Consider the following 24628-nt stretch of genomic DNA (forward strand, 5'->3'; position numbering starts at 1 on the left):
GTTATTAATCAGGAATTGCTGAAATTAGCGAACGTGTATATTCTTCTTTGGGGTTATTATATATTTCCTCCGGAAAGCCTTGTTCAACAATGCGTCCTTTGTTCATCACCATCATACGGTCGGATATATGTTTGATCACGGCCAGATCGTGCGAGATGAATACGTAGCTTAGCTTGAACTCCTCTTGCAAATCCCGCAGTAAATTAAGCACTTGTGCCTGTACTGATACATCTAACGCAGATACCGACTCATCGCAAATAATGAACTTGGGTTGCAATACCAAAGCCCTGGCAATAACAATACGCTGCCTTTGTCCGCCCGAGAATTCATGCGGGTAACGGTTAAAATGTTCGGGTAGTAATCCTACACGCTCCAGCACTTCTTTTATTTTTTTGCGGCGGGTAGCGTCATCATTATACAGGGCATGAACCTGCAATGGCTCAAGCAAAGCCTGACCTACCGTTAAACGCGGATTAAGCGACGAGTATGGGTCCTGAAAAATGATCTGTATATCACGGCGCATACGGCGCATTTCGGCAGCGCTTAGTTTGCAAAGGTTCGCCCCCTCAAAATGTACACGACCATGAGTAGGTTGTATCAGCTTTAAAATACTGCGGCCAAGTGTGCTTTTACCACAACCCGATTCCCCCACCAGCCCTAATGTTTCCCCGGGATAAACCTCAAAGCTAACATCATCAACTGCTTTTACTACTTCGTGTGCTGTACCAAAAATACCGCTTTTAACCGGGTACCATTTGCTAAGTCCTTCCACTTTCAGGATGGGCTCATTGCTATATAATTGCTGCCTGCGCGCCTGTAATTCACCGGGCTCATACGCGTACCGGCCGCACATGGAGTTAACACAAAGCTCATTACCGACTTCCAAAAAATCGGCAACAGTAGGCAGCTTTTTAAGTAAACGATGCGGTGACGGACGGCATGCCAGCAAACCTTTGGTATAAGCCTGCTTCGGCTCATCAAACAGCTGCTGTATCGGCGCCTGTTCAATAACCTCGCCCTTGTACATTACCAGCACACGGTCGGCTATTTGCCGTATCACACCCAAATCATGCGATATGAATATCAGACTCATACCCCGCTCGGCCTTAAGTTTTAACAGTAGCTCAATGATATTCTTTTGTACCGTAACATCCAACGCGGTAGTAGGCTCATCAGCTATCAGCAATTCAGGGTTGCAGGATAGTGCCATGGCTATCATTACCCTTTGCTTTTGTCCGCCCGATAATTGATGCGGGTAACTGTCAAAAATTGCTTCGGGGCGTGGTAATTGTACTTCCTTAAATAAGCTTAGGGCAGCATCCCTGGCTTCAGCTTTTGTTTTGTTAAGATGAGTGATTATAGCTTCGGTTACCTGGAACCCGCAGGTGAGTACAGGGTTTAGCGAGGTCATGGGTTCCTGAAATATCATGGCCATACGGTTGCCCCGTATTTGCTGCATGTCGTATTCGCTGAGGCTAAATATAACCTGATCATTCAGCGATACATTACCGCTTACATCAGCATTTTTATCCAACAAACGCATTACGGCCAGCGAGGTAATTGACTTACCCGAACCCGACTCGCCTACAATACCCAGTGTTTCGCCTTTATTGAGTTGAAAAGATATACCCTTAACCGCTTCAAAAAAACCGTTTTGCGTTTTAAATTTGATATGCAGATCATCAACCTTAAGCATCAGCCGCCTACAATGGTTACGTGTTCGTCAGCTATCAATGGTTCACCACGAAAGCGCCTTAACAGTTGCGCGGTAGCTACGACATCTTTTTGGCAGTAGGTGCTTATGCGCTCCAATTCGTTATCAACCCAATATACGTGGCCAACCATACTGCCGTCAATATCATCCTTGGGTGTAGGTATATCAAATATTGCAGTGAGTAAACTTAGCGAGGTAAAGTTTTTATAGTCGCCAAACTTCCACAGGTCCATGGTGTCAATATGGTTTATCTCCCAAGGCTTTTTGCCCGATAATTCCAGTTGTGATGGATGCTTTATACCGTGGATAAGCATACGGCGGCATATATACGGAAAATCAAATTCCTTACCATTATGGGCGCATAGCACCTGGTTGGGTGGTTGGCTGTTAAGCAGTCGGGCAAAATCAAGCAGTAGTTCCTTTTCATCGTGCCCGGCAAATGATTTGATGCGTAAGCCTACCTTTTGTCCACAGGTATAAATACCAACTGATATACATATTATTTTACCGAACTCGGCCCATATACCTGCACGCTCGTAAAAAGCTTCAGCGGTTTCATCCTTACGCTGATACTGTGTTTTGGCATCCCAAAGCTTTTGCATGTTTTCGGGAACCTCATTAAAGCTGGGGTATTGCGGCACTGTTTCAATATCGAGCACCATTATGTTATACAGATCGTACTGCTCAAGCATCAGTTAGTAGTAATTTAAAGCCAAGATAAGCATTCGCCACGGCATTACTTATCCTTATCCAACACCACAAAATTTATGACTGTAGTATTGCCGTAAGCATCAACCAGGGTAAGCTTATGCTTTCCGGGCGATGGATTGAGCGCCATTTGATGCAGATCATGACTTTCGCCAACATATTTATCGTCCAGATGCCAGTATATTTTTACGCCCGATTCCCGGTGCGCCGCATTACAAACCATACGCCCACGCTCGCCATCCGCCTCTAAAGGAACATATACCTTAGCTCCGTTTTTAGGATAGATCACTTCCATAGGGTTCACGTTCTCCTGCGTGCAACCTGCCCTAAATGGTGGCAGCACATGGTATTGGTAGCTTTTTGATTTATAGTAATACTCCATTGATGGCGGCAGCACAAACCAGCTTCTATTTTGAATACGCTCCGGCGATTCGCAATCCGTACTTACCTGCCATTTGCCATCCATTGATAAATGCACCAACTGATGCCACGGACAAACCTTCGCCTTTAAACCGCCACGTGGTACCCATTGCTCCACCGCATGATCGCAGTACTGCCCGGCACGGTAACCACTCTTGGGGCAAACACTTATTTTCACCATATCGCGCACGGGCATCTCAAACCAATCGCGCGCCGATGGCAATTGTTTAAAAATATCAAATAGTATAGGCGCGGCAGTGTTTATGCCTGTTAAACCCGGCCTACCCTCACCATCGGTATTACCTACCCAAACACCCACCACATATTTAGGTGTTACACCAATAGCCCAGCCATCGCGAAAGCCAAAGCTGGTACCCGTTTTCCAGGCCACACGTTGCGATGAACTGAACTGTTGCCACAGCAATTCCTCTCCCGGTCGCATCACCTCCTCCATAGCTTGCAGCGTGTAATAAATGGAACCCGCATCCAACAAACCATTCTTTTCCAGTTCGGGCTTTTCTTTTGCCGTTATTGAATACACAGGATGACGCCAATCTGCCGCATCATACTTGCCGCCGTTTTTGTTGTAATGATTAAGTATTCGCGCCATGCCGGCGTAAGTGCCCGTGAGCTCCCACAGCGTGTTTTCGCCACCACCTAAAATAAGGGCAAGCCCGTAATGGTCGGCAGGTTTGTTTAGGGTGGATATGCCTGTTTGTTTCAAAAAATCGTAAAAGCGCTCGTACTTATATTGTTGCAGCATTTTTACCGCGGGTACGTTCAGCGAACGCGATAATGCTTTTGATGCCGTTACTGCGCCATCATAGCCCAAGTCAAAATTTTCGGGATGGTAACCTGCTATCTGTGTGGGTACATCGGGTATCAGGCTGTTAGGCAGAATAAAACCATCATTCAGCATAGCTGCATATAATAAGGGCTTTAACGTACTACCCGGACTACGGGGCGCCGTTACCACATTTACATCACTCTCTAACTGGCTTTCGCCAGGATGGAATATGTTACCAGCATAAGCCAGCGCAGCACCTGTTTCCACATCAAGCACCACAGCGGCAATGTTATTAATATCATTAGCCCGCAATACCTGATGATGACGCTCGAGAATATTACTCACCTGCTGTTGCAGATCAGATTTTATGGTGGTTTTTATGCGTGTATCCTCCTGTGAGTGCTTACGCTTATGCTCGGCCTTGAAAACCTGTAATAAGTGTGGCGCGGCTTGGGGCAAGGCGACCGGTCTGTCGGGCACGGGCTCAAGCTTTGCTAATTGGGCGGTTGTACTATCTATAATACCTTCACGAGCCATTTTATCTAACAGGCGATTACGTTTGTTAAGCAGCACCGTTCTGTTCTTACCCGGGTGCACCAGCGACGGGGCATTGGGTAACACCGCCATTGCCGCCATTTCGCCCCAGGATAGCTTATCGGGACTACGGCCAAAATATCGCCATGATGCCGCATCCAGGCCTATCACGTTGCTACCAAAGGGTGCATTGCTTGCGTACAAGCCTAATATCTCATCCTTGCTATAACCTGCCTCTAAACGCAGAGCCATGAATATCTCAACCAGCTTATTCCAAACCGTACGCCTATGGTTAGTAGCCATACGGATTACCTGCATACTCAACGTACTACCGCCGCTGGTTATGTGCCCGGCCTTTATACTACTGCTGACGGACCTGCCAAAAGCCAGCGGATCAAACCCCGGATGGTAACGAAAGCGCTTATCCTCAAAGGTGATAATACATTGCTTGAATTTTTCAGGAACAGAATCGTTATATGGAAATCGCCATTGCCCGTCGGACGCTATGGATGCACCCAATAGTTGCCCCTGGTCATCATCAATTACATAGGATGTGGGTTTATTGAATAATGGGCTTGGCAGGCAAAAAATAAAAAGAATAAACAGAAGCAACAGTATGGCTAACGCTACAATGCGCTTTGGCTTGCGGAGCCATTTAAGTATTCGTTGCCATTTCATGTAGTGGCTAACTTACAATTTTTATCGATATGAAATGCTGGTTAAGCACAGCGGGTTATTTGGCCACCGCACGTCGACCTTCGACAGGCTCAGGGTGACAAGGCCTTTCCTTATTAATAAATATACCCATCATGTCATGCTGAGCTTGTCGAAGCATTAGTGGATTTTTAAGTTAATCAGTAGTCATTTCGTAAATTCTCAAATTCGGAAAATTCTGGTTCAGACATCCCTACGAAAAGATAACTATCCCCACAATAGTACCGATGATCATGATCAAGTACATCAATATCTCTGTTGTGGCGAAGCGTTTGTATTTTGTCCAGAATGAGTAGTCTTCTTTAGGTTTTTGCATTACTAATTATTTTTAGCCACCGCTGCTTTCAGTTTCGCCCTCACGCTCTACCATTACAGAACCTGCGCGCGAGAAGTATTTGTACATGTATGGATCTTTCAATTTAATGATCATAACGCCTTTGCGGGTGCTGGCATGTACCACATAACCGTTTTGCAGGTATACCCCTACGTGACTGAACTGCTTACCGTCAAAATCAAAAAATACCAGGTCGCCTTCTTTCAGGTCTTCCTCGTATTTACGTTTTATAAAATTTACCTGTAGGTTGGTTGAGCGGGGCATGTTATCAATATCGTAAACCTCCTGTTGCAGCCTGTATACAAAACCCGAACAGTCAACACCGTCCTTATCTAAACCACCAAACTTGTAGGGTGTGCCCATCCAGTCATCAATAAAGCTGTAAAGGCGGCCATTCCTAATATCGCTTTTCCGAACTCCCATCATGACAGAATATTTATCTACATCGCCTTTATCGGGTTTTTCCATAACATAAGGGCCAAGGCGCTTTACAGTAAGTGTAGTAGGTTGGGTAACCCCGCCGCCATTATTACCATAAACAGGGCGCCTGGTTTTTTTTATGCTACTGCATGATGACAGTATGAATGCCAATATGGAGAATATGATTATTGGCTTACTTGCTAATATTGATCTCATTGTGCTAAAGTTTGTAACAAGCCTTACGCTTTAGATGTTGTAAATGATACACCAACCAAATTTAAATTACCAACTTTTAAATCGACGATATAAAATGTCAACTTATTAACAATCAGGCAATATGCAAATGATTACACCTCGCGCTTGATGTCCCAGTTTTCCAGGTAATCGGCAATGCGTTTCAGGAACGAACCACCCAGCATACCATCCACCACGCGATGATCGTATGATAACGACAGGTACATCATCTGCCTGATGGCTATCATATCTCCCTGCGGGGTTTCGATAACGGCGGGTTTCTTTTTAATAGCGCCTATAGCCAAAATTGCCACCTGTGGTTGGTTGATGATAGGCGTACCCATAATATTACCAAAGGTACCTATGTTGGTAATGGTAAAGGTTCCCTCCTTAATATCATCCGGACTAAGCTTGTTGTTGCGGGCACGGTTGGCCAGATCATTAACCGCGCGGGTAAGGCCTACCAAGTTCAACTGATCAGCATTTTTAATTACCGGGGTTATCAGGTTACCGCTTGGCAAAGCTGTAGCCATGCTAATGTTGATATCCTTTTTACGGATGATCTGTGTATTTTTTACCGATACGTTAATGAGCGGAAAATCCTTAATGGCTTTCACCACGGCTTCAACAAATATGGGGGTAAAGGTTATCTTTTCGTTCTCGCGCTGTTCAAAGCTGTTTTTCACCCTGTCGCGCCACATTACCAGATTGGTAACATCAGCCTCAACAAATGAGCTTACGTGCGGCGATACCTGCTTGCTCATGATCATGTGATCGGCAATAAGGCGACGCATCCTGTCCATCTCAATGATCTCCTCATTGCCCGATGCCGAGGTTTTAATTACAGGCGATGTATACACCGGCTTTTCAACCGGTTGAGGTGCAGCTTGCTGCTGTTCTGTACGCTCGTTTTGTGTCGACTGCCCATTATTTGAGCGACTATCCAGATATGCCATCAGATCATCCTTGGTCAGGCGGCCATCGGCACCCGTACCGGGGATGTTGTCGAGTTCATCACTACTGATTCCCTCCGCCACGGCAATATTACGTACCAGCGGCGAGTAAAAACGTACCGATGATGATATCGACGGAGCCACATGCACTTCGCGCTGAGTTAATTGCTCTGTACCGGGTATAGCGTATGTTTCAGATGTATTTTCTTCAGGTTGTGCAACTGCTGCTTGAGGTTCAGCTACAGGAGCAGCCTCCGGCGCTTCAACCTGCTCAGCAGGTTGCTGAGTTTCTTCGGCGGTTTCTTCGCCCTCTACTTCAATAATGGCTATTACTTTCCCTACCTCTACTACGTCATCCTCATTAAATAGTATTTCAACAAGTGTTCCGCTTACTGGTGATGGAATTTCTGAGTCTACTTTGTCGGTAGCAATTTCGGCTATAGTGTCATCAGCCTCAATTGTATCGCCGGGCTTTTTCACCCACTTTACAATAGTCGCTTCGGCAACACTCTCTCCCATTTTGGGTAGCAATAACTGAAATTTAGCCATATATGATGTAACAGTTGATCGGTCAAAAATAACTAAATCTGCGATTAAATTGCCTTATCGTTAAGTAAAGTATTTAACATACCCAACGCGCTGATGGCCGATCGCTCTATGTTTTGCTGGCGCTTGCCTCTGAAGGTGAACTTTTTAACCAACTGCTTAGTGGCCGAAACAACCGCTATCCAAACGGTACCAACAGGCTTATCCGGCGTGCCACCATCAGGGCCTGCTATGCCTGTTACGGCAATAGCATAGTCGGATGCGAAGTTGTTTAGCGCCCCTTTGGCCATCTCTATCACCGTTTCTTCACTCACGGCACCAAACTGTTGCAGGGTTTCGGTCTTTACACCCAGTATACCTTGCTTAAGCTGATTGGAGTATGATACCACTCCACCCAAAAACACCTTTGATGAACCGGCATGCATGGTAAGCAAACTTGAAATAAACCCACCGGTACAACTTTCGGCAGTTGACAGGGTTAGGCCACGCTCGGTCATGATATTCAGAATAGCCTTTTCAAGCGGAATATCCTCTCTGGCGGCTACAACATTGCTCACACGTTCGGCAATGCGTTCGGTAAAGGCATTAACCTCAGTTTGCAACATAGCTTCATCACCTTCGCTATACCCGCTAATACGTAAGCGCACCTGCCCCAATTTAGGCAGATAAGCCAACTTTATATGCGATGGTAATTCATTCTCAATATCGGCAATGCGTTCGGCCAGGTACGACTCGCCCTCGCCTACCGTCAATATCGTATTATGTATAATGGTTGATAGCTTGAATGTAGCCTTAATTTTAGGCAACACCTGCTCATCCATCATGTACATCATCTCAAATGGCACTCCCGGCATAGACATGTATACCTTGCCGCCATGATCAAACCACATACCCGGCGCAGTGCCATTGTTATTATTGATCACTTCGCAATTGGCAGGCACCAAAGCCTGCTGGCGGTTAGTATCTAACAACGGGCGATTGTAACGTTTAAATATTTCAAGCACGTTATTCAGCGCAATTTCGCTCTCAACCATCTCTACACCAAAATATTCGGCAAGGGTCTTCTTGGTAATATCGTCCTTAGTTGGACCGAGGCCGCCGGTTATCAAAATAATATCGGCACGGCCGGCTGCTTCTTCAAACGCTTTCAATATATGCTCACGATCGTCAGACACGGATGATATCTGCTTAACACGCACCCCGATCTGGTTGAGGCGTTGCGCCATCCATGCCGAATTGGTATCAACAATCTGCCCTATCAGTATCTCGTCGCCAATGGTTATAATTTCTGCCAGCATAATTAAAATCCGCCGCCGTAATACCTATTGCTGGTATAATCGCTGCGCTTGGTAAGTTTAAGGTCTTGTAATATTGATGACTTAACTTTAATGGTTACGTTGTACGATTTATAGTAACCGAACGGCAGCCATTGTACCGACAAGTCCCAGCAATGCAGATCGCGGTATATGGCGAATGATGTAGCATCAGCCAGTTTCATGGCATTAAAGTCAAAGTTGGTTGAGTATTGCACCTTCCACTTGGGCGATATACTCACATCGCCGCTGATCATCATGGTATTGGTGGTTGTGGTGGTTACACCCGAGTTGTTATAGTTAAAGTTATAACTGAAGGATATGTTCCACGGTACCGTAAAGTCGATATAAGCACCCGGATCACTGTTAATAAGCGACAGCTGCCTTGATTGTTCCGGCGACATGCTTTGCATGGTATTTGGCTGCAATTGTTTTTTAGGGCTAAATGATGATGAATTTAAACTACCACTCATGGACAAGCCCAGGTTGGTCAGCATCGGGAATTTACCATCCTGCCAGCTGTAACGAGCTAATGAACGCGCGTAACGTACAACAGCGCCATTAGCGATCGAGTCGCGGGTTTGTACTACATATGGATTTAACGAACCGTTGAAGCTGATATTCACCTTTTGGCCAAACAAACCGGTGTGACCCGAGAATGATATTGGCGAAAGCTTGATAGAGTCGGCGGCAAAGTTGTAGAATGTAGATATTGAGAAACCTTGAAGTATAGCTATCTTTTTATCGGTATTAGAAGTATCGGTAGCACTTGGTTTCAGCTTGGCCTCTATTACGTTATCAATATTAAGACCCAAACCGGCAGAACGACCTGATGATGGCCCGCCGTAAACCGATTGTTCAAATATTGAATAGGTTTGCGCGGTATAGGTATAAGGTATTGAAGCTTCGCTAACAATGGTACGGTAGTAACCATAGCTCGGGTCCGAAAAATCCGGGCGGTAGCTGAATGTTAATGAAGGCGTCATTACATGCCTGATGGCTTTGATCTTGCCACGAAAGTTTGCCTGGCTGTAAATTTTGGTCGACATACCCGCGTTCAGGTTATATTCGCCCGCCCTGGCAAAACCACCAACGGTATCAACCACCGCTGTACCCGGCGATACATTCGGGTTATCACGGTCATAGCTTTTGCGGATGGTTTGCATATACCAACGCTCAGTATAGTTAGCCGAGGTATTGAACTGGAAATACTTTAATACGTTTAAGCTTAATGCTATCGGAATAGTATGCTGCATACCGTTTTGCAAGCGCTTGCTTAAGGTTTCGCTGGTAAACAGCTGCGATTCAGGTATATTGTTTAATTTATTTTGCGCCTGCATACTGTAACCCACAGTAATTTTTTGATACCATTTTTGCTCGCCTACCCTGTTCTTACTATCAAACGGACTAAGGGTTGACATGTTGAATGATACCGTAGGCAGATCCAGCGTTACCCTTTTCTGCGTAATATCCTGGCTGTGGCCTAAGCTGATGTTTAAGTTGAATGGCGTACCCGCCCAGGTTTTACCATAGGCGATACTTGAACGCATGTTATTTTGCGTTAACTGAGTAAGGCTATAATTTTGCCCCGCTGGCGAGTTTTGGTAAAAGCTTGATGTACCCGCGTTAACCGATGCACTGAATGTACTACCCGGGTGCGCATTGGCATCCTGGCTGTGCGACCATGATATGTTAAAATCCTTAGCCGAAGGATCGCCGGGCAAACCATAGTTGTGCGAGCCGTAGCTTAATGTAAGGTTACCCTGATATTTGTAACGCTTTAAATAACGGGCGGCAGTGCTTAACTCGTACGATCCGCGTGAGTAGATAGACACGTTGCTGGTCATGTCCATATAATCATTTATGGCGATGTAATAGCCCAGGTTACGCATAAAGAAACCCAAACGGGCATCCTCACCAAAGGTCGGAAATATTACACCCGATGCCCTTGATTCAGGCTTTGGGAAGAAACCGAAAGGCACACCCAGCGGCAGCGGTATACCAGCGATCTCTAAAAATGCCGGGCCCGATATAATGCGGTGCTTCTCACCTATACCCTTGGTTATAACAATACCAAAGTGCGTATGCGGATATGGCTCGTTACAGGTACTGTAAATAACGTTTTTATATGCAACCTCCTCATTATTCAACTTTTTGGCCTGACCGCCTGATATAAAGTTGCCATCCTGTTCAGATGCCGGGTTGAATATTTTACCCTTTTTGCTGGTGTAATCAAACAGAAGTGAGTCGGCGTATGATGGCTTATCATTTTTTTGTTGAAATATCGGCCGACCTATGTAGCGGCCTGTTTTAGGGCTTGGCCTGCCGCTGGCGTATATCAGGTGATTCTTTTTATCAACACGAATATACTCGGCATCAAGCTCAACATCCTCATAAGTAACGCGGGCTTTGCCGTACAGGTACATAATGTTGCGCTCGTTGTCAACTATTATACTATCTTCGGCATGGGCTTTAACTTCCGATTCTAAACCGCCGGCTGATTTGCGACCGGTATCAGATGGTAAGGTCATGGCAGTACGCCCGGTATCGCTACCAGCAATCGGGCTGCGCAACGAATCTTTGGGAATGGTGTCCTTTTTAGCGGTTGTAGTTTGTTTGGCTGTAGCTTGCGGCGCTTTTTTGAACGGGCCGTTCATCAGGCGGCGGTCGGTTGCCTTGTTGCTATCAAGTTTAATAATGGTATCCCTTGCGATAATGGGGGTGCTTTTATATCCGCTTCTGTACGCAACAGCCACCGCATTTACCGTTAATATAATTGCAAGCAGAAAAAAAAGCCTAACGAATTTCAAAATTAATAATGAATAGTATTTTTGCAGATATGGTTAACCAGCGTTCAAACATAATGAAAACACTGAACAGATTGAATTATTGTTTAAGGTTCCTGTTTATATTACTTCCATTTTTTTCATTTAAAATGATGTGGGCAGCTAATTGTAATTCGCCCAAAGATACGGTTAATCAAAATAATAAATTTAAACTAAAAACTGTTATTGTTGATGCCGGCCACGGCGGTTTTCGCGCCGGTGCATCAGGCAAATACTCTGTCGAAAAGAACGTAACGCTGCAAATTGCCTTTAAATTGCAGAAAGCCATAGAAAAAGAATTGAGCGATGTTAAAGTGGTAATGACACGCACTACCGACGAGGATATTTTATGGCAAAAACGCTCGGATATTGCCAATGCCGCCAAGGGCGATATCTTTATTTCGATACACTGTAATTCGCTGCCGAATAAAGTGGTGCGCTCGGCCTCAGGCAAAAAAACAACTGTGGCTAATCGCTCAGGTAAAGGGGTGTTATTATTGGTATACGGTTTCCATCGTACTAAAGAGGAAGAAAAGGCTATTAAAGAAACCCGCCTGGCTGATGATGAAGAAATGGATGCCGTGATAGACCCTACCGACCCGGCCGCCATGATACTGATGAACGAGTACAAACGTAAGTACCGCAAACAAAGCGTAAGGTTTGCCAGCATACTAAACCAGGAATTTGTTGAAAATGATGGCCGCCGCAGCGAGGGTATACGCGAACAGGGTGTGCTTGTACTATGCCATAGCGCTATGCCCGCCGTGCTTGTTGAAACCGGCTATATCAATAATCCGGATGAGGAAGATTACCTGAATTCAGAAGAAGGCCAGAACCAAATTGTGGCCACAATTATACGCGCATTAAAAACTCTTAAAACCGAAGTAGAAGCTTAGTGTTTATTGCCAATAAAATTAAGTTTAGTCCGTTAACTGCAAATGATGATAAAATTTTCAAGGAAGCACATCTATATTTTTTCAGCTCTATTAGTTTCTTTTTTCTACGCCGCTCAGCCTGCTAAGGCTTTTGACCAGCAAACTGCCGATTCGGTACAAGCACCGGAAGGTTTTAAACTGCGCACCGTTGTTATTGATGCCGGTCATGGTGGTAAAGACCCCGGCGCATTTGGCCCTAACACTAACGAAAAGACCGTTACCCTGGCCCTCGCCCTTAAACTTCAAAAGGCTATCAAGCGCGACCTGCCCGATGTTAATGCCATCATGACGCGTGATGATGATACCTTTGTTGAACTCCACAAACGCGCGGACATGGCTAATAATGCCAAGGGGCAGCTTTTTATATCGTTACACTGTAACTCATTGGCTAACCGTAAGGTTACTGATGTGGTGGGCTATCGTAAGCGTAAAGGCAAAAAAATACCTATCTATAAAACCACAACTGTAGCTAACCGTACCGGCAAAGGCGCCATGATATTAGTATATGGTTCAAAGCGTGTGGGTGCCCAGGAAGAAGCCTTGCGTGAGAACGCGGTTATCTTTACCGAGAAGAATTATAAGGACAATTATGCCGGCTATGACCCTGATAATCCAGCCTCGGTTATCATGCTAAATACATTTAGAGATAAATACCGTAAACAAAGTATACGCTTTGCGAGTTTAGTAGACAGTGAACTTACCGGAACTTACAATCGCGAGAGCCATGGTGTAAAGGAACAGGTGGTTTTGGTGCTCGATCATACGGCCATGCCATCAATACTTGTTGAAACCGGATTTATAAATAACCCGGATGAGGAAGATTACCTTATATCAGACGAAGGGCAAACCGAGATTGTGAACGCGATATTAAGTGCATTAAAGAGTTACAAGAAACAGTTAGAAAATTAGCATCATATACAAACACTCTACACCTTGAAAATATCAAACGAAACCAAAATAGGCGTATTTACGGCAATAGCCATTACCTCCCTGCTATTAGTTTATAGCTGGCTCAGCGGTAATGATGTTTTTTCAGGCTCGAATAAGTACTATGCCATATATAAAAATGTTGAAGGCTTAACGGTATCAAAACCGGTACTTGTAAACGGTTACCAGGTTGGCCGTGTATCAAAAATGGAGTTACAGAACGATGGGCGTACCGTTGTAGAGTTCAAGGTTGATAGCAAATACAACGTGCCATCAAACACATTGGCCCAATTACAAAGTACCGATTTGTTAGGTGGCAAAGCCATTGTATTTGATTTGGGAGATAGCGCCCAACCAGCACAGGATGAAGATACCCTGCGTGCTGATATTCAGGGCAGTTTGGCCGAAAGCTTACAGCCTATCCAAAAAAAGGCAGAGGCACTGATCATCAAGCTTGATTCATCGCTGGCATCCATAAACCGCATCATGAATCCTAATTTTGAGAAAAATGTGGATCGCAGCTTTTCGAGCATAGCTAATTCGCTTCAAACCCTTGAGGGTACTACTAAAAAGATAGATGCATTGGTTGGTGCACAATCAGGCCATATCAACACCATCATGAATAACGCGGCAACCGTATCAGGTAATTTGAAAGGTACTACAGCCCACTTTAATGATATAGCACTTAACTTTAAAAAGTTCAGCAACGATTTGGCATCAACCAATCTAAAGCAAACCATGGATAAGGTTGATAAAACCATGACCAATCTCGAAACTACTACCGCAAAGATCAACAGTCGTGATGGTAGCCTGGGCTTACTGATAAACGACAGCACTATGTACAAAAACCTTAGCGCTGCATCAGCTAACCTGAACAACCTGTTCATCGATCTGAAAGCGCATCCGAAACGCTATGTAAGCTTCTCGATATTTGGCGGCGGTAAGGATTAAATATCTGTTATTAGATATTTAATCCTTATTCATCTAATAACAAGTAATGGACTGTTTACGGAACTTTCCTTGCTATTTAACTGAATGGTAACATTCTTATTGGCAGCATCCTTTATAACAAAGCTGGTAAGTTTATCTCCGGCAAATTGCGATTGTACAAAAGCGGTAACATCAAAATCAATACGGCCAAATTGGTTATTCGCCACTGCGTTACTAAGCGCACTTAAGGTAGTTTGAGGAGCGTTAGCGAATGTCAGACTATTTTCTGCCCAGCTATTATCATCAATTCCAAAAGCTGATAAAGTCAGGTTACCGGTATTATCGCTGTTTCTGCCATAGACGCTTAAAGTCGCAGAATTTACAGCGCTGATATCTGCCAGCGAAAACTTTAAATAGGCTGATCTGAAGTAATTATTCACCGTCGAGCCCTTAATGGTTAGCAAAGTATCACTGCCATAATTAACCATCCCAAAACTACCATTGCGAATAAAAGCATCCGCTACAGGTGATAATTGTGTAGCCGGAGTATTAATAACCGGCACACCCTTATAATTAATTGGAGAAAAATTGCCTCCGGTATAATATATGTTACCATTTATAACCGCCGCCACACCGGCTGATTTTGCCGCACGCATAGGCGAAAGTACTGTCCATTTATTAGTTTCGGGCTCATAGGCCAAAACCTGTTTGCCGGGTGTATTGTGGGCTGTTTGCCCACCCAATACAATTATCCTGTTACCATATACTACCACGGTTGATAAAATATGATCAAGCGCGACAGGCATATCGGCCAGGTTTGTCCATGTATTGGTTTGCCCATCGTAAACCTGCAACGTTTTTTGCGGTACCGATGCTTCATTTTGCCCATGCGACCCGCCCATGATGTATATCTTACCATTATAAACAGCCCCACCGGGATGGTTTACCGCATTGTTAAGTGAGGCAAGTGCAACCCAGCCTGCATCAGGATTATTAAGATCTAAAGCCAGGTGCATTTTTGTATCCGTACGGGATAGCTTTGCCCCGCCTATATAATGTATTTTGCCATTAAGGTAACGCAATTGCCCGGCAGCTAATTCCAGTGGCAGATCGGGCATTCGGGTATAATTATTAGCGGCCACGCTGTATTTCCAAACCTGTTTGGTACCGAATATTTGGCCGGTGCCATTTGCATTTGAGGTATACCCGCCAGCCAAATAAACATCAGTACCATCAGTAGCGGTGGCTACATGTGTTCCCCCGCCAAAATTTGAACCAAAGGGTTCATGAGGCAAACTTTTTATAGAGGCCCAGGTATCAGTTACCGGATCATAAACGTATGCGCGTTTGGTTGGTGTCCACTGCGGTCTTTTATTTACATCAAACCCTCCAAAAATGTATAGCTTGCCGTTAACCAGCTCCCCCTGTATTTCGTGCGTGGCAGTTGGTTGCGCTTTTGCCGTACCCCATGTCATCGTTGTGAAATTATCATCGGCACCTTTTAGCGGAGGATTTATTATAGTGTTACCGGGTTTCGGGTCGGCCGGTATAGTGGTGTTGTCTGATTTTTTACAACATACTAAGCAGGCTATTACTGCCAGCAAAGCTAATTTACTCATATCCTTATGCATATTCATATCACTAAAATTAATATATTAAGAACATAGAAGCTTTAGCAAAGTGTTAGCATGAATATAGCTTTTGCACGGTTGCCCCATAAAATGTGAAGTTTGGAGCAAAACGGACTTACATGATACAATATCAAATCATTCAGAAAATCTGTTAAATCATTTCCGCTTAACTAATCTTATAAGCCTCGCTCCTACATTAATAATTGACCATGTTATTGTACATTCGCAGCTTGGATCAGAAAGAATATTTTGATAATCTGCTGGCCTTGCTTCAGGCAGAACAAGCGACAGACGAAGCTTCATTTGCCAGCCTTAGCGCAGGTACATCTGCCGCGCAGCGGCGCGCTTCGGGTATATGTTGGTACCCGATAGCCATACGCAATACCGAACCTACACGGGGCGATTACCTAAGCGTTGAAGTTGAGCGCACAAACAATAAGGAACTTGCGCACCAGTTTCGGTTCAGCAGCCAGGTTTCACTGTTCTCCAATCATAATCCGCAGGATCGTGTTAGCGGTACGGTTACTTATCTTGGTGGCGACCGCATGAGAATAACCCTGCTTACCGAGGAATTGCCTGATTGGGCAGATCAGGGTAAGCTGGGTATTGACCTGTTGTTTGATGCTTATAGCTACAAGGAAATGCGCAATGCCCTGATAGCCGCCACAAAAACTAATAACCGTTTGATACGGGTGCTTACCGGGCAGGATAAGCCAGAATTTAAACCTGCTGATTATAAGAACGGGCAATTAAACACATCCCAGGAGGCAGCGGTTCGTTCGGTTCTTGGCGTGCAGGATGTGAGTGTTATTCACGGCCCGCCCGGAACAGGTAAAACAACAACCCTTGTAGCCGCTATTACAGCATTGATAGCCGGCAATCAACAGCAAATATTAGTTGTAGCACCCAGCAATACAGCCGTAGATTTACTTAGCGAAAAACTGGCTGAACAAGGTTTAAATGTTTTGCGGATAGGTAATCCCGCGAGGGTTAATGATCGCCTGCAACAGCTAACACTGGATGCCCGTGTTGTAGCGCATGCGGATATGAAAGAAGCCAAAAAACTCCGTAAAAAAGCAGCCGAATTCAAAAACATGGCGCATAAATACAAGCGCAGTTTTGGCAAGGCCGAGCGTGAGCAGCGCAAAGCTTTGTTTGATGAGGCACACCGCATAATGCGAGATGTAAGCCGGATAGAGGAGTTTGTTAGTGAGGAGGTGATCAAGAAAGCACAAGTTATAACGGCCACGCTTGTAGGCGCTGGTCATTACAGCATAAGCAAACTTAATTTTAACACTGTGGTGATGGATGAAGCCGGACAGGCGTTGGAAGCGGCGGCCTGGATACCCATACTTAAAGCAGAACGCGTTATTCTTGCAGGCGACCACATGCAGCTGCCCCCTACCGTTAAATCAGGAACCAGTGAACTGACCACAACCTTGCTTGAAAAGTGCGTGAACTTACATCCCGAAGCGGTTAGCTTGTTGAACGAACAATACCGGATGAATACTGCGATAATGGGATTCTCATCACATCAATTTTATAATGATAAGTTGACCGCTCACTCTACAGTAGCCAACCGCTTATTGACGGCCGATGATAAGCCTTTCACTTTTATTGATACCGCAGGTACCGGATATGATGAGGTAACAGAAGGCACCAGTATTTCCAACCCGGAAGAAGCGGCTTTTATTGCCCGGCATATCCAATTAATGAATTACGATGGGGTAATTGTAGCGGTTATAGCCCCGTACCGGGAACAGGTAGTTAAGCTAAAAGATCTGTTGGCGGATGTTGCTGTTGATATAAATACAGTAGATGGCTTTCAGGGCCAGGAACGGGATGTGATCTACATATCCCTCACCCGCAGTAATGCCGAGGGCAGCATCGGCTTTCTATCAGATTATCGGCGCATGAACGTAGCCATAACACGTGCCCGCTTAAAACTGGTATTGGTGGGCGACAGCGCTACCCTATCGCGCACACCTTTTTATAATGAGCTTATTGCCTATGCCGAAAGTTTAGGCGGTTACCAAAGCGTTTGGGAATATTAAGGCCTGTTGCACAGATAACCGACAATTACTTCATTAAACAAACAACTAATTATCCGCATACACCACAACATAATTACACCCATTCTCAAATCTGTTTTTGATGATAAGGTCTTCGCGGACGAGGATGCGCAGGATGTTGTATACCGATGTTATGCTGATACAAACATTGCGCTCTTTCAGGTATATCCAAAATTCTTCGGGGTTTGATACGGTACCTAAAAGGCAGAGCGCGGTAACGAAGGCCATCCTTTTATCATTTATACGATAACCTTTGTTAACAAGCTCCGCTATCATGGCATTCCGGGTTTCTGATATCGCGTTTCCACTATTCATTATCACGTTTGCTTGTGCGCCTGGTGCTTTATGTTGATCTGGTTGCATATTAAACCACCTTCTCTACATTAAATATCTTCGAGAAATTAGAGAATGTTTCATCGGCAGCACCAATCACTTCTTGTTGCTGTGTTTCTGTTGATGCTGCATTGTTAAGGATAGCCGTGAAGGTAGCCCACATTTGTCCGGTGTTTTCGCCATAGCCCGAAAAAAACGAGAATCCATTTTGTAAGCCGCCTTTTTTAAGCATCTGCACAATATATGGCCCGCCCATTATGGAGCCCTCCATTACATACAAAGCACCAAGAGCCTGTAGCGTATTACTGATAGTTGGTACAACAACCGGAGGAAGATCGTTTACCGAGAAGCCCAGCTCTTGTATATCAGTCGCGATGGCGTTAGCATGCCTTCTGTTAGCCCAATCGGGTATTACACTTTCATTAATATAAGTTGCGATAGCATTTTCAATAGCGCTGAAGTAGGCGTAAAAATATTTTAAAAGGTCGGCATAATCCTCATTACTGCGGATAGCTTTTAGTCTGCGTACAACCTTTCCTTCTAACTCCTGGTGTGCTGAGTGGGTTTCTGCTTTAATATTTGTACTTAACATTTTTGATCGTTTTTTAATAAATGATATGCTGATTAGCAGCCATTTTCGGGGATGCTTCAGTTATTAGCTCTGTTTAATTTCAGCCTGTTCTCAATTAAAATATTGAAAGGTTTACTTTGCGTATTATTTACTGATGTATTCTTCTTTGTTGTATTTGTTATTACAGGCTCAACATTTGCGTTAGTGGCCGAACCACTAATCGCATTCAATACCTTTTTCAGGCAAGTTTCATTGGGGTCGCCTAATTCATATTGATTATCAGGTATGGCTTCCATATCAACGGCCATGCCTTCAAAATAGTCCGACCAGCCATCGGCATTGCTGATCAAAAAGCTGCTCATGTAAAAAGTATACTTATCTATCACCACTCCAAAAAAACCAACCGGTTTTCCGTAAGTTTTGGTACCGGCAAGCTTTACGTTGAAGTAAGGTTTCAAGCAACTGATCAGCAGCTCGCTGGCCGATGCTGTTGAGCACGAAACAATGAAGTATACATTTTTAACACCCTCTAATGCGCCTTTTTTGCTAAAGGTATAGGTGTTGCCCTTGGCGGTAAAATCAACATCGGCCATGGTTGCCGCCCGGCCCTGGTACATTACCGGTTGCCCCGCAGCATCCAGGTAAGGTTGATGCCTTAGTATGGTAGCCTTACCCTGCTGCATCAAAGTATTAAAGTGCTCAGCATACATTACCCTACCGTTTATTGATGACGGAGCGATCAGGTTGGCCACATATTCGGCTGTTTCTACATAGCCTCCTCCGTTGCTTCGCAGGTCTATCACAACATCAGTTGGGTTTGCTGTGGCTATTTGCGCGAAGGCCTCGTCCAGATAACCCTGTGCGGTAGTTAGCCTTGGGAACCATGCAAGCGCTACATACCCTACCTGTCGGCCACCGGCAGATACGATGGCTGTTTTTAAAACAGGATCATCAGGCAATGCGGGGGCAGGGTCAAGCGCCTGGTAACCGCCACCTGTATTACCATCAATAAGGTATGAGTATTTGGGCGTGTTCGCTACCTGCGATTGTTCGTAGGGTTTTGCCGTTGCCGGATTAAGCTTTAACTGGGTAATATCAAACAGTTCGGTATGGAAAGCATCAACATCCGTGGCTATACCGCTATACTTGTTTCGGGGATCAAAATCGGCATAGGTTGGCAAGGCATCATGCCATAGGTAAACCTGCCGGGCATATAAAAAAATCGAATCAAGGGTGAATTGTCTCCTTGTTCCCGTAACCGGCGAAACTATTTCTTCAACATCCGGCGAGCTTGGTTGCCCCTCTTTTTTGCAGGATGAAAATGCGATCATCCCAACAGCAATTACTAAAAGAGCGGTGGTTCTAATGATCATTTTCATATATCCCGCAAAAGCTGTAATCATCAGATTTATAATATTTTATCAAGATGATTAATTGGTTTTAACATCAGTACTACCTGCTTTGGCTATGATGTACCTGAAACTAAGGAAACCTGTTTTTGAACTCGCGCTGTTATCTTCGGCCTTGGTATCCATACAGTTAACAAACTGAAATTTAACATAGCGGCCATCAGTCAGTTTAAAAATGTATGTTCTGTCGGCAGCCGGTTCAAAATACAAGGCTTCGCCGGTTTCTGTGTTAGATACCTGCCATGCCCAATTGAACAGGTAATCTTTTTGTGTAGGTTCGTTTGTTACTCCTACCGACCAGGCTTCGTTAAAATTCAATCCTGATGACACTGCTGATACATCTTCAAAACTTTGATTAACCCCGGATACCAAAACCCTTGAGTCATTCCCGTACCAGTTCATTTCCTGGTTAAATTCAACCTCTCCGTTATTTAACCAAACAAGCACTCCCGATCTGAATACAATATCCCATGTAGCAGGTGGCTCATCCCGCAAATTCCCGGTAAATTTGGCTTCATCAAAACTGTAAAAATCGTATAACCTGGCGTTGCTTCTGGTCATATCAATAGGGTAATTGGTTACCTCAACCATCCCATTAGTGTACTTTTTAGTGTATTGGTCAACCTGTTCAAATTCAGGTTCAGTAGGTTTATCTTCACCTTTGGGTTCAGTAGCATCGTCTTTTTTGCAGGCGCTAAAAGCCAGGATGAATAGTGTAATAATGGGTAAGCGTTTAAACATTTTCATTGCATTTGCTTGTTTTTAAGAAATTCGCCCGGTATCTGGTGCCGGGCGAATTATTGTTTAATTGATTATAGGGTACCTAATTTTTTGTACTCGAATTTTAACCAAGAATAATCAGCAGGAGGATTTGCAGTGTTATCACCCGGTTCGTAAGGAGCGCCGTTTTTGTATACATTGATGAAGTGTACCGCGTAAACATTGTCGGCAGCATCTTTAACCAATACAGTACGATCAGTAAGCGGGTTAACCTGGTGGTTGGTGAAATAGTAGTTGAACCAGCCTGAAACACCACCCTGATTGGTGTAAACATCAGAATAAACAATATTGTTATGCCCGAACGGATAAGTAGCGATCAGTTTGGCTTTGCCTGAAGGCAACGCGGTATCATTCCATACTGAAGCTGCATAGCCTTTTACTGTAGAGAATGGCTCATTTACATAACGGATATCAGAAACGTTACCTGAACTTGTATTCTTGTTCAAATAAGCATTTGCTGTACTTGAGAATGAAATATCCCAAACGCCGTTTGATGGTGGAGTTGTAGTTGTAGCGCCCTTTTTGTTATCGTTAAGGCTAAAATCGAAATAGTAAGTACCGTTAGGGCGGTGGTACACCGAGTCAGGGTGGGTGTAAAGGCCCTGATCAACAAAATAGTTGGTAACAGTGTAAATGGCTCCGGTGCTGCTTTGGCCTACTGTACCTGTTGCGTTGGTAAGGTTTAGCGAGCTGCCAGGGTTTGGTGCCAGGGCGGTTTCGGTATTTAGTTTTAAACCCTCAGATGCAGGTGCTTCTACCTGATCTTTTTTACAAGATGCAAAAATTGTTGTAGTGGCGATGATAGCCAACAGAGCGAATTTGTTGATCTTTTTTGTAAATTTGCTTTGGGTTTGCTGGTGTTGTACACCTGTTTCAAATTGTAACATGTTTTTAAATTTTAGTTTGAAGGACTATTTTTTAATTTACGCAGCATCAAAACCATTTCAATGCCACCGGCTTGAAGGATCGGGGCGTCAATTCGTCACAATTGCCACCTGATTCTTTGAGCATGTCGGCCTGCCCGAGGCCTGTGAACCGGCAAAAGCCACCTACAGTAAAGAATTTCTTTTTTGCGCAAAACCTGTAAGTACAGTTACCCGGTTCGGTATCTTATCGTGTTTTAATATTGTTGCTTCCGGCTGTTTGCTGTATAAAATACTTATAAGTAAAAAACGGTGCCGGGTACTCGTATTTGTCTTTCACCGTACCGGGTTTAGGGTTGCTTCTGTATAAATTTTGAAGCTGAAATTTCACCCTGCGCCCATCTTTCAGATAAATAATGTTGGTTTTATTCTCGTAGGCGGTTAGTATATGCCTTGCCATTTCGTACTCGCCCCAACTGTTACCATTAGGCACCATTGATACAGCCAGGTTAGTCACCTTAGTTAACCCCGCGGGGATGGCCGGCACCTCGTCAAGCTGATCGAACGGGGTGGCTATTGTACGTATCAGGCCTTTTTCAAACTCATCGTTATAGTTTACACTGATGGTTGAGTTATATATATCATTAAAATTGATGTGCCAGTTATCGGTAAGCCCGGCCTCAACATCAGCCCTGGCCACGGTATCGCGGGTATCAAAATTAAAATACACCGGCTGCGCGGCTACTGAACCATGGGTTTGATCGGCAGGCCAGTCAACAACATATACTACCTGGAATTTTTCATCAAAGAAAACGTAGCCCTTACCTTGTTTGGTTTCGTAGTTATCTTGCTCGTACACACCGTTAACAGGTATCACCTGGCGGTAGCTATAATCTAAGGTTTTAACAAGCTTGGCTCGCACGGGCACCCAGGCAGCCTCGGCCTTAAATCCAACTTCTTCGGGTTCGGGTTGAGGTTGCACATCGCTGCTTTTTGAGCAACTTGCCAGTATTACCGGTGCTATAAAGGCGATAAGCCAGGTTTTAAATTTCATGTTATTGTAAGTGTATGGTATAGTAAAAATTAATGTTATTTGATGGTGCTAAAGTCTTTGCTGCCATCCTTAAGTATGGTGTATTTAAAACTGATGTAAGGCGCTATGTTATCGCGGTCGGGGTTTTCGGGTTTGCCTTTATAAAAGCTGTATAAAATAACCTTGGCGTAATTGCCCTTAGCTGTTTTTATAATAAATGGCCGGGCCATGTTATATACCACATGCGATTTTTTAGGATTACCGGGTGCCATATTCCCATAAAAATCATAGTACGCGTAACCATCTCCGCTGGCTAAAAAGTGATCAAGACCCAGCGCGCCATAAAAATCGAACTTATCATCGCTTACCGGCACTACCGATACTTTATTGTAAGCCTCATTCAGGTACTCAAAGGGTATGGGCACCGTAACCGGGGTATGCGTAGTTGGGTTATAGTATTTCTGGTCAACCTCCGGGTCAACAACCAGGTAGAACATACCACGGGCAGGGCTGCCATAACCCGGGTTACTGCCCCCGCTCTCGTACTTTACGCTGCCGTTGTTAGCCCAGATGGTGCTGTTGTAAACACCGGCAAAGGCTATGTCCCACTTATCGGTATTGGCATATTCCTTGGGTATCGTGCGGCCATCTTCAAGGCTGTAGTAAACCGTGTTAAAGCCGCCATCATCCGTAATATCTTTTCCGTCCATAGTTTTGGTGAGATCGCCGGGCAGGTCGTTCACAGTATACTCACCGCTGGCAGTAACGGTTATTTCATCTAAGGGAGGTAATATGGTTTCGGCCTCCGCGTCGTCCTTTTTTGAACATGATAGCAGCACAAGACAACCAACAAGGCCAAACATTATTTTTGCTTTATAGTAAGTATTGAGGTACATGATCAATTCAATTGGTTTTTAAATTTGTGCTGCCATCCTCCTGCACAAAGTACCTGAAGGTTAGGTATGGTGCAGGCCAGTGCAGATCGGTAACTACGGGCGGGTTACCCTGGTAAACGTTGATGAGTTCGAGCTTGGCATATTTGCCTTCGGCGGTCTTTAAAATAAACGTGCGGTTTTTAATGGGCCGCGCAATGTGCGTGCTCATTTGATAAAAGTACCAGCCAAAGTTGTAGGGCTGCGGCCAGCCATCCCAACCGGTAAAAGTTTGGTTTTTGTTGAAGCTGGCATCCTGCGGCACTTCATTTACCTCACTATAGGGTTTCTCAACATAAGTTATACCGCCTATACCCGGCCCGCCCGCACCGGGATTACCGCTTGCCTCGCCATTGTTTACATATACTATGGAGTTGTATATGTAGGTAAAAGCCAGGTCCCAATCTTTAGTTTTCAGGTACTTTGCCGAGTCGGCGGCGTTGTTCAGCCATATTTGGCGCTTGTTTTTCAGGTTGAACAAAAAGGTGCGAAAATCGCGCTTGGTCTTTCCATCAACACCATCCCCTACTGATGCGCCCGTGTCGCCCGCCAGGTCTTTAACAACTGTGCTCTTACTGTCTTCAAGCACAGGCATCTCTTCCTTTTTGGTACACGACACGAGGAGCATCAGGCTCATCATTGCTGCTTTGGGTATGTTTCTATAGGTATTAAACATTGTTATTCATAAATTTTAAAGAGGTCATCATCAG

General features: G+C 44.6%; 21 protein-coding genes. 4 read left to right on the forward strand and 17 right to left on the reverse strand.

All coding sequences use genetic code 11. From position 1 onward, the window contains the following. Positions 1 to 4: 4 nt before the first annotated feature. The 8 genes from IM792_RS17110 to IM792_RS17140 form a co-directional block, all read right to left on the reverse strand. Positions 5 to 1696 (reverse strand): ABC transporter ATP-binding protein, encoded by a 1692-nt coding sequence (locus IM792_RS17110; RefSeq protein WP_194103123.1) that lies wholly within the window; start codon positions 1694 to 1696, stop codon positions 5 to 7. Continuing rightward, a complete protein-coding gene (locus IM792_RS17115) occupies positions 1696 to 2406 on the reverse strand; it encodes a 3'-5' exonuclease (RefSeq protein WP_194103125.1) in 711 nt (236 codons plus the stop codon). The genes IM792_RS17110 and IM792_RS17115 overlap by 1 nt, the downstream gene beginning before the upstream one ends. A gap of 44 nt (positions 2407 to 2450) precedes the next feature. After that, positions 2451 to 4841: a penicillin-binding protein 1C gene (gene pbpC / locus IM792_RS17120; protein WP_194103126.1), complete on the reverse strand. Its 2391-nt coding sequence runs from the start codon at positions 4839 to 4841 to the stop codon at positions 2451 to 2453. 229 nt (positions 4842 to 5070) lie between these two features. Then, complete coding sequence (locus IM792_RS21435; protein ID WP_255521517.1) at positions 5071 to 5193, reverse strand: hypothetical protein; 123 nt, start codon at positions 5191 to 5193, stop codon at positions 5071 to 5073. Between the two features lie 12 nt (positions 5194 to 5205). After that, positions 5206 to 5847, reverse strand: coding sequence for an NlpC/P60 family protein (locus tag IM792_RS17125; protein ID WP_228085209.1), 642 nt, complete (start codon positions 5845 to 5847; stop codon positions 5206 to 5208). A 131-nt stretch (positions 5848 to 5978) separates the two neighbouring features. After that, on the reverse strand, positions 5979 to 7367 hold the full coding sequence (locus IM792_RS17130; RefSeq protein WP_194103127.1) for a dihydrolipoamide acetyltransferase family protein: 1389 nt from the start codon (positions 7365 to 7367) through the stop codon (positions 5979 to 5981). A gap of 44 nt (positions 7368 to 7411) precedes the next feature. Further along, positions 7412 to 8662, reverse strand: a complete 1251-nt coding sequence (locus IM792_RS17135; protein ID WP_194103128.1) for a competence/damage-inducible protein A — start codon at positions 8660 to 8662, stop codon at positions 7412 to 7414. A gap of 2 nt (positions 8663 to 8664) precedes the next feature. Beyond that, complete coding sequence (locus IM792_RS17140; RefSeq protein ID WP_194103129.1) at positions 8665 to 11433, reverse strand: putative LPS assembly protein LptD; 2769 nt, start codon at positions 11431 to 11433, stop codon at positions 8665 to 8667. Between the two features lie 107 nt (positions 11434 to 11540). Between IM792_RS17140 and IM792_RS17145 the strand changes: the two genes are divergently transcribed. From IM792_RS17145 to IM792_RS17155, 3 genes are read left to right on the forward strand one after another with little or no spacing between them, the layout of a single operon-like run. Next, positions 11541 to 12398 (forward strand): N-acetylmuramoyl-L-alanine amidase, encoded by an 858-nt coding sequence (locus tag IM792_RS17145; RefSeq protein ID WP_194103130.1) that lies wholly within the window; start codon positions 11541 to 11543, stop codon positions 12396 to 12398. Between the two features lie 42 nt (positions 12399 to 12440). After that, a complete protein-coding gene (locus tag IM792_RS17150) occupies positions 12441 to 13346 on the forward strand; it encodes an N-acetylmuramoyl-L-alanine amidase (protein ID WP_228085211.1) in 906 nt (301 codons plus the stop codon). A gap of 24 nt (positions 13347 to 13370) precedes the next feature. Then, positions 13371 to 14315, forward strand: coding sequence for an MlaD family protein (locus IM792_RS17155; RefSeq protein WP_194103131.1), 945 nt, complete (start codon positions 13371 to 13373; stop codon positions 14313 to 14315). A 29-nt stretch (positions 14316 to 14344) separates the two neighbouring features. Here the strand turns inward: IM792_RS17155 and IM792_RS17160 are convergent, their stop codons facing one another. Next, the gene (locus IM792_RS17160; RefSeq protein WP_194103132.1) at positions 14345 to 15931 is read right to left on the reverse strand and encodes a DNRLRE domain-containing protein; all 1587 of its coding nucleotides are present in this window, start codon (positions 15929 to 15931) and stop codon (positions 14345 to 14347) included. 203 nt (positions 15932 to 16134) lie between these two features. Between IM792_RS17160 and IM792_RS17165 the strand changes: the two genes are divergently transcribed. Beyond that, positions 16135 to 17979 (forward strand): AAA domain-containing protein, encoded by a 1845-nt coding sequence (locus IM792_RS17165; protein ID WP_194103133.1) that lies wholly within the window; start codon positions 16135 to 16137, stop codon positions 17977 to 17979. Between the two features lie 45 nt (positions 17980 to 18024). Here the strand turns inward: IM792_RS17165 and IM792_RS17170 are convergent, their stop codons facing one another. The 8 genes from IM792_RS17170 to IM792_RS17205 form a co-directional block, all read right to left on the reverse strand. After that, complete coding sequence (locus IM792_RS17170; RefSeq protein WP_194103134.1) at positions 18025 to 18360, reverse strand: transcriptional repressor; 336 nt, start codon at positions 18358 to 18360, stop codon at positions 18025 to 18027. Between the two features lies 1 nt (position 18361). Further along, on the reverse strand, positions 18362 to 18922 hold the full coding sequence (locus IM792_RS17175) for a biliverdin-producing heme oxygenase (RefSeq protein ID WP_194103135.1): 561 nt from the start codon (positions 18920 to 18922) through the stop codon (positions 18362 to 18364). Between the two features lie 56 nt (positions 18923 to 18978). Then, positions 18979 to 20304 (reverse strand): S41 family peptidase, encoded by a 1326-nt coding sequence (locus IM792_RS17180; protein ID WP_194103136.1) that lies wholly within the window; start codon positions 20302 to 20304, stop codon positions 18979 to 18981. Positions 20305 to 20331: 27 nt separating this feature from the next. After that, a complete protein-coding gene (locus IM792_RS17185) occupies positions 20332 to 21057 on the reverse strand; it encodes an HmuY family protein (RefSeq protein ID WP_194103137.1) in 726 nt (241 codons plus the stop codon). Positions 21058 to 21122: 65 nt separating this feature from the next. Next, on the reverse strand, positions 21123 to 21977 hold the full coding sequence (locus IM792_RS17190) for a hypothetical protein (RefSeq protein WP_194103138.1): 855 nt from the start codon (positions 21975 to 21977) through the stop codon (positions 21123 to 21125). 223 nt (positions 21978 to 22200) lie between these two features. After that, entirely contained in the window at positions 22201 to 23007 is an 807-nt protein-coding gene (locus tag IM792_RS17195; protein WP_194103139.1) for an HmuY family protein, read from the reverse strand. Between the two features lie 35 nt (positions 23008 to 23042). Further along, positions 23043 to 23882 (reverse strand): HmuY family protein, encoded by an 840-nt coding sequence (locus IM792_RS17200; RefSeq protein ID WP_194103140.1) that lies wholly within the window; start codon positions 23880 to 23882, stop codon positions 23043 to 23045. Positions 23883 to 23889: 7 nt separating this feature from the next. Further along, complete coding sequence (locus IM792_RS17205; RefSeq protein ID WP_228085213.1) at positions 23890 to 24594, reverse strand: HmuY family protein; 705 nt, start codon at positions 24592 to 24594, stop codon at positions 23890 to 23892. Positions 24595 to 24628: the final 34 nt, after the last annotated feature.

Source organism: Mucilaginibacter sp. JRF, from assembly GCF_015223065.1.
In the GTDB taxonomy this organism is placed as follows: Bacteria; Bacteroidota; Bacteroidia; order Sphingobacteriales; family Sphingobacteriaceae; genus Mucilaginibacter.

Excerpts from the sequence above, each read along its gene's own strand:
- IM792_RS17110 (WP_194103123.1), bottom strand. The coding sequence starts at position 1,696 with ATGCTTAAGGTTGATGATCTGCATATCAAATTTAAAACGCAAAACGGT.
- IM792_RS17115 (WP_194103125.1), bottom strand. The coding sequence starts at position 2,406 with ATGCTTGAGCAGTACGATCTGTATAACATAATGGTGCTCGATATTGAA.
- pbpC (WP_194103126.1), bottom strand. The coding sequence starts at position 4,841 with ATGAAATGGCAACGAATACTTAAATGGCTCCGCAAGCCAAAGCGCATT.
- IM792_RS21435 (WP_255521517.1), bottom strand. The coding sequence starts at position 5,193 with ATGCAAAAACCTAAAGAAGACTACTCATTCTGGACAAAATACAAACGC.
- IM792_RS17125 (WP_228085209.1), bottom strand. The coding sequence starts at position 5,847 with ATGAGATCAATATTAGCAAGTAAGCCAATAATCATATTCTCCATATTG.
- IM792_RS17130 (WP_194103127.1), bottom strand. The coding sequence starts at position 7,367 with ATGGCTAAATTTCAGTTATTGCTACCCAAAATGGGAGAGAGTGTTGCC.
- IM792_RS17135 (WP_194103128.1), bottom strand. The coding sequence starts at position 8,662 with ATGCTGGCAGAAATTATAACCATTGGCGACGAGATACTGATAGGGCAG.
- IM792_RS17145 (WP_194103130.1), top strand. The coding sequence starts at position 11,541 with ATGAAAACACTGAACAGATTGAATTATTGTTTAAGGTTCCTGTTTATA.
- IM792_RS17150 (WP_228085211.1), top strand. The coding sequence starts at position 12,441 with ATGATGATAAAATTTTCAAGGAAGCACATCTATATTTTTTCAGCTCTA.
- IM792_RS17160 (WP_194103132.1), bottom strand. The coding sequence starts at position 15,931 with ATGAATATGCATAAGGATATGAGTAAATTAGCTTTGCTGGCAGTAATA.
- IM792_RS17165 (WP_194103133.1), top strand. The coding sequence starts at position 16,135 with ATGTTATTGTACATTCGCAGCTTGGATCAGAAAGAATATTTTGATAAT.
- IM792_RS17170 (WP_194103134.1), bottom strand. The coding sequence starts at position 18,360 with ATGCAACCAGATCAACATAAAGCACCAGGCGCACAAGCAAACGTGATA.
- IM792_RS17175 (WP_194103135.1), bottom strand. The coding sequence starts at position 18,922 with ATGTTAAGTACAAATATTAAAGCAGAAACCCACTCAGCACACCAGGAG.
- IM792_RS17180 (WP_194103136.1), bottom strand. The coding sequence starts at position 20,304 with ATGATTACAGCTTTTGCGGGATATATGAAAATGATCATTAGAACCACC.
- IM792_RS17185 (WP_194103137.1), bottom strand. The coding sequence starts at position 21,057 with ATGAAAATGTTTAAACGCTTACCCATTATTACACTATTCATCCTGGCT.
- IM792_RS17190 (WP_194103138.1), bottom strand. The coding sequence starts at position 21,977 with ATGTTACAATTTGAAACAGGTGTACAACACCAGCAAACCCAAAGCAAA.
- IM792_RS17195 (WP_194103139.1), bottom strand. The coding sequence starts at position 23,007 with ATGAAATTTAAAACCTGGCTTATCGCCTTTATAGCACCGGTAATACTG.
- IM792_RS17200 (WP_194103140.1), bottom strand. The coding sequence starts at position 23,882 with ATGTACCTCAATACTTACTATAAAGCAAAAATAATGTTTGGCCTTGTT.
- IM792_RS17205 (WP_228085213.1), bottom strand. The coding sequence starts at position 24,594 with ATGTTTAATACCTATAGAAACATACCCAAAGCAGCAATGATGAGCCTG.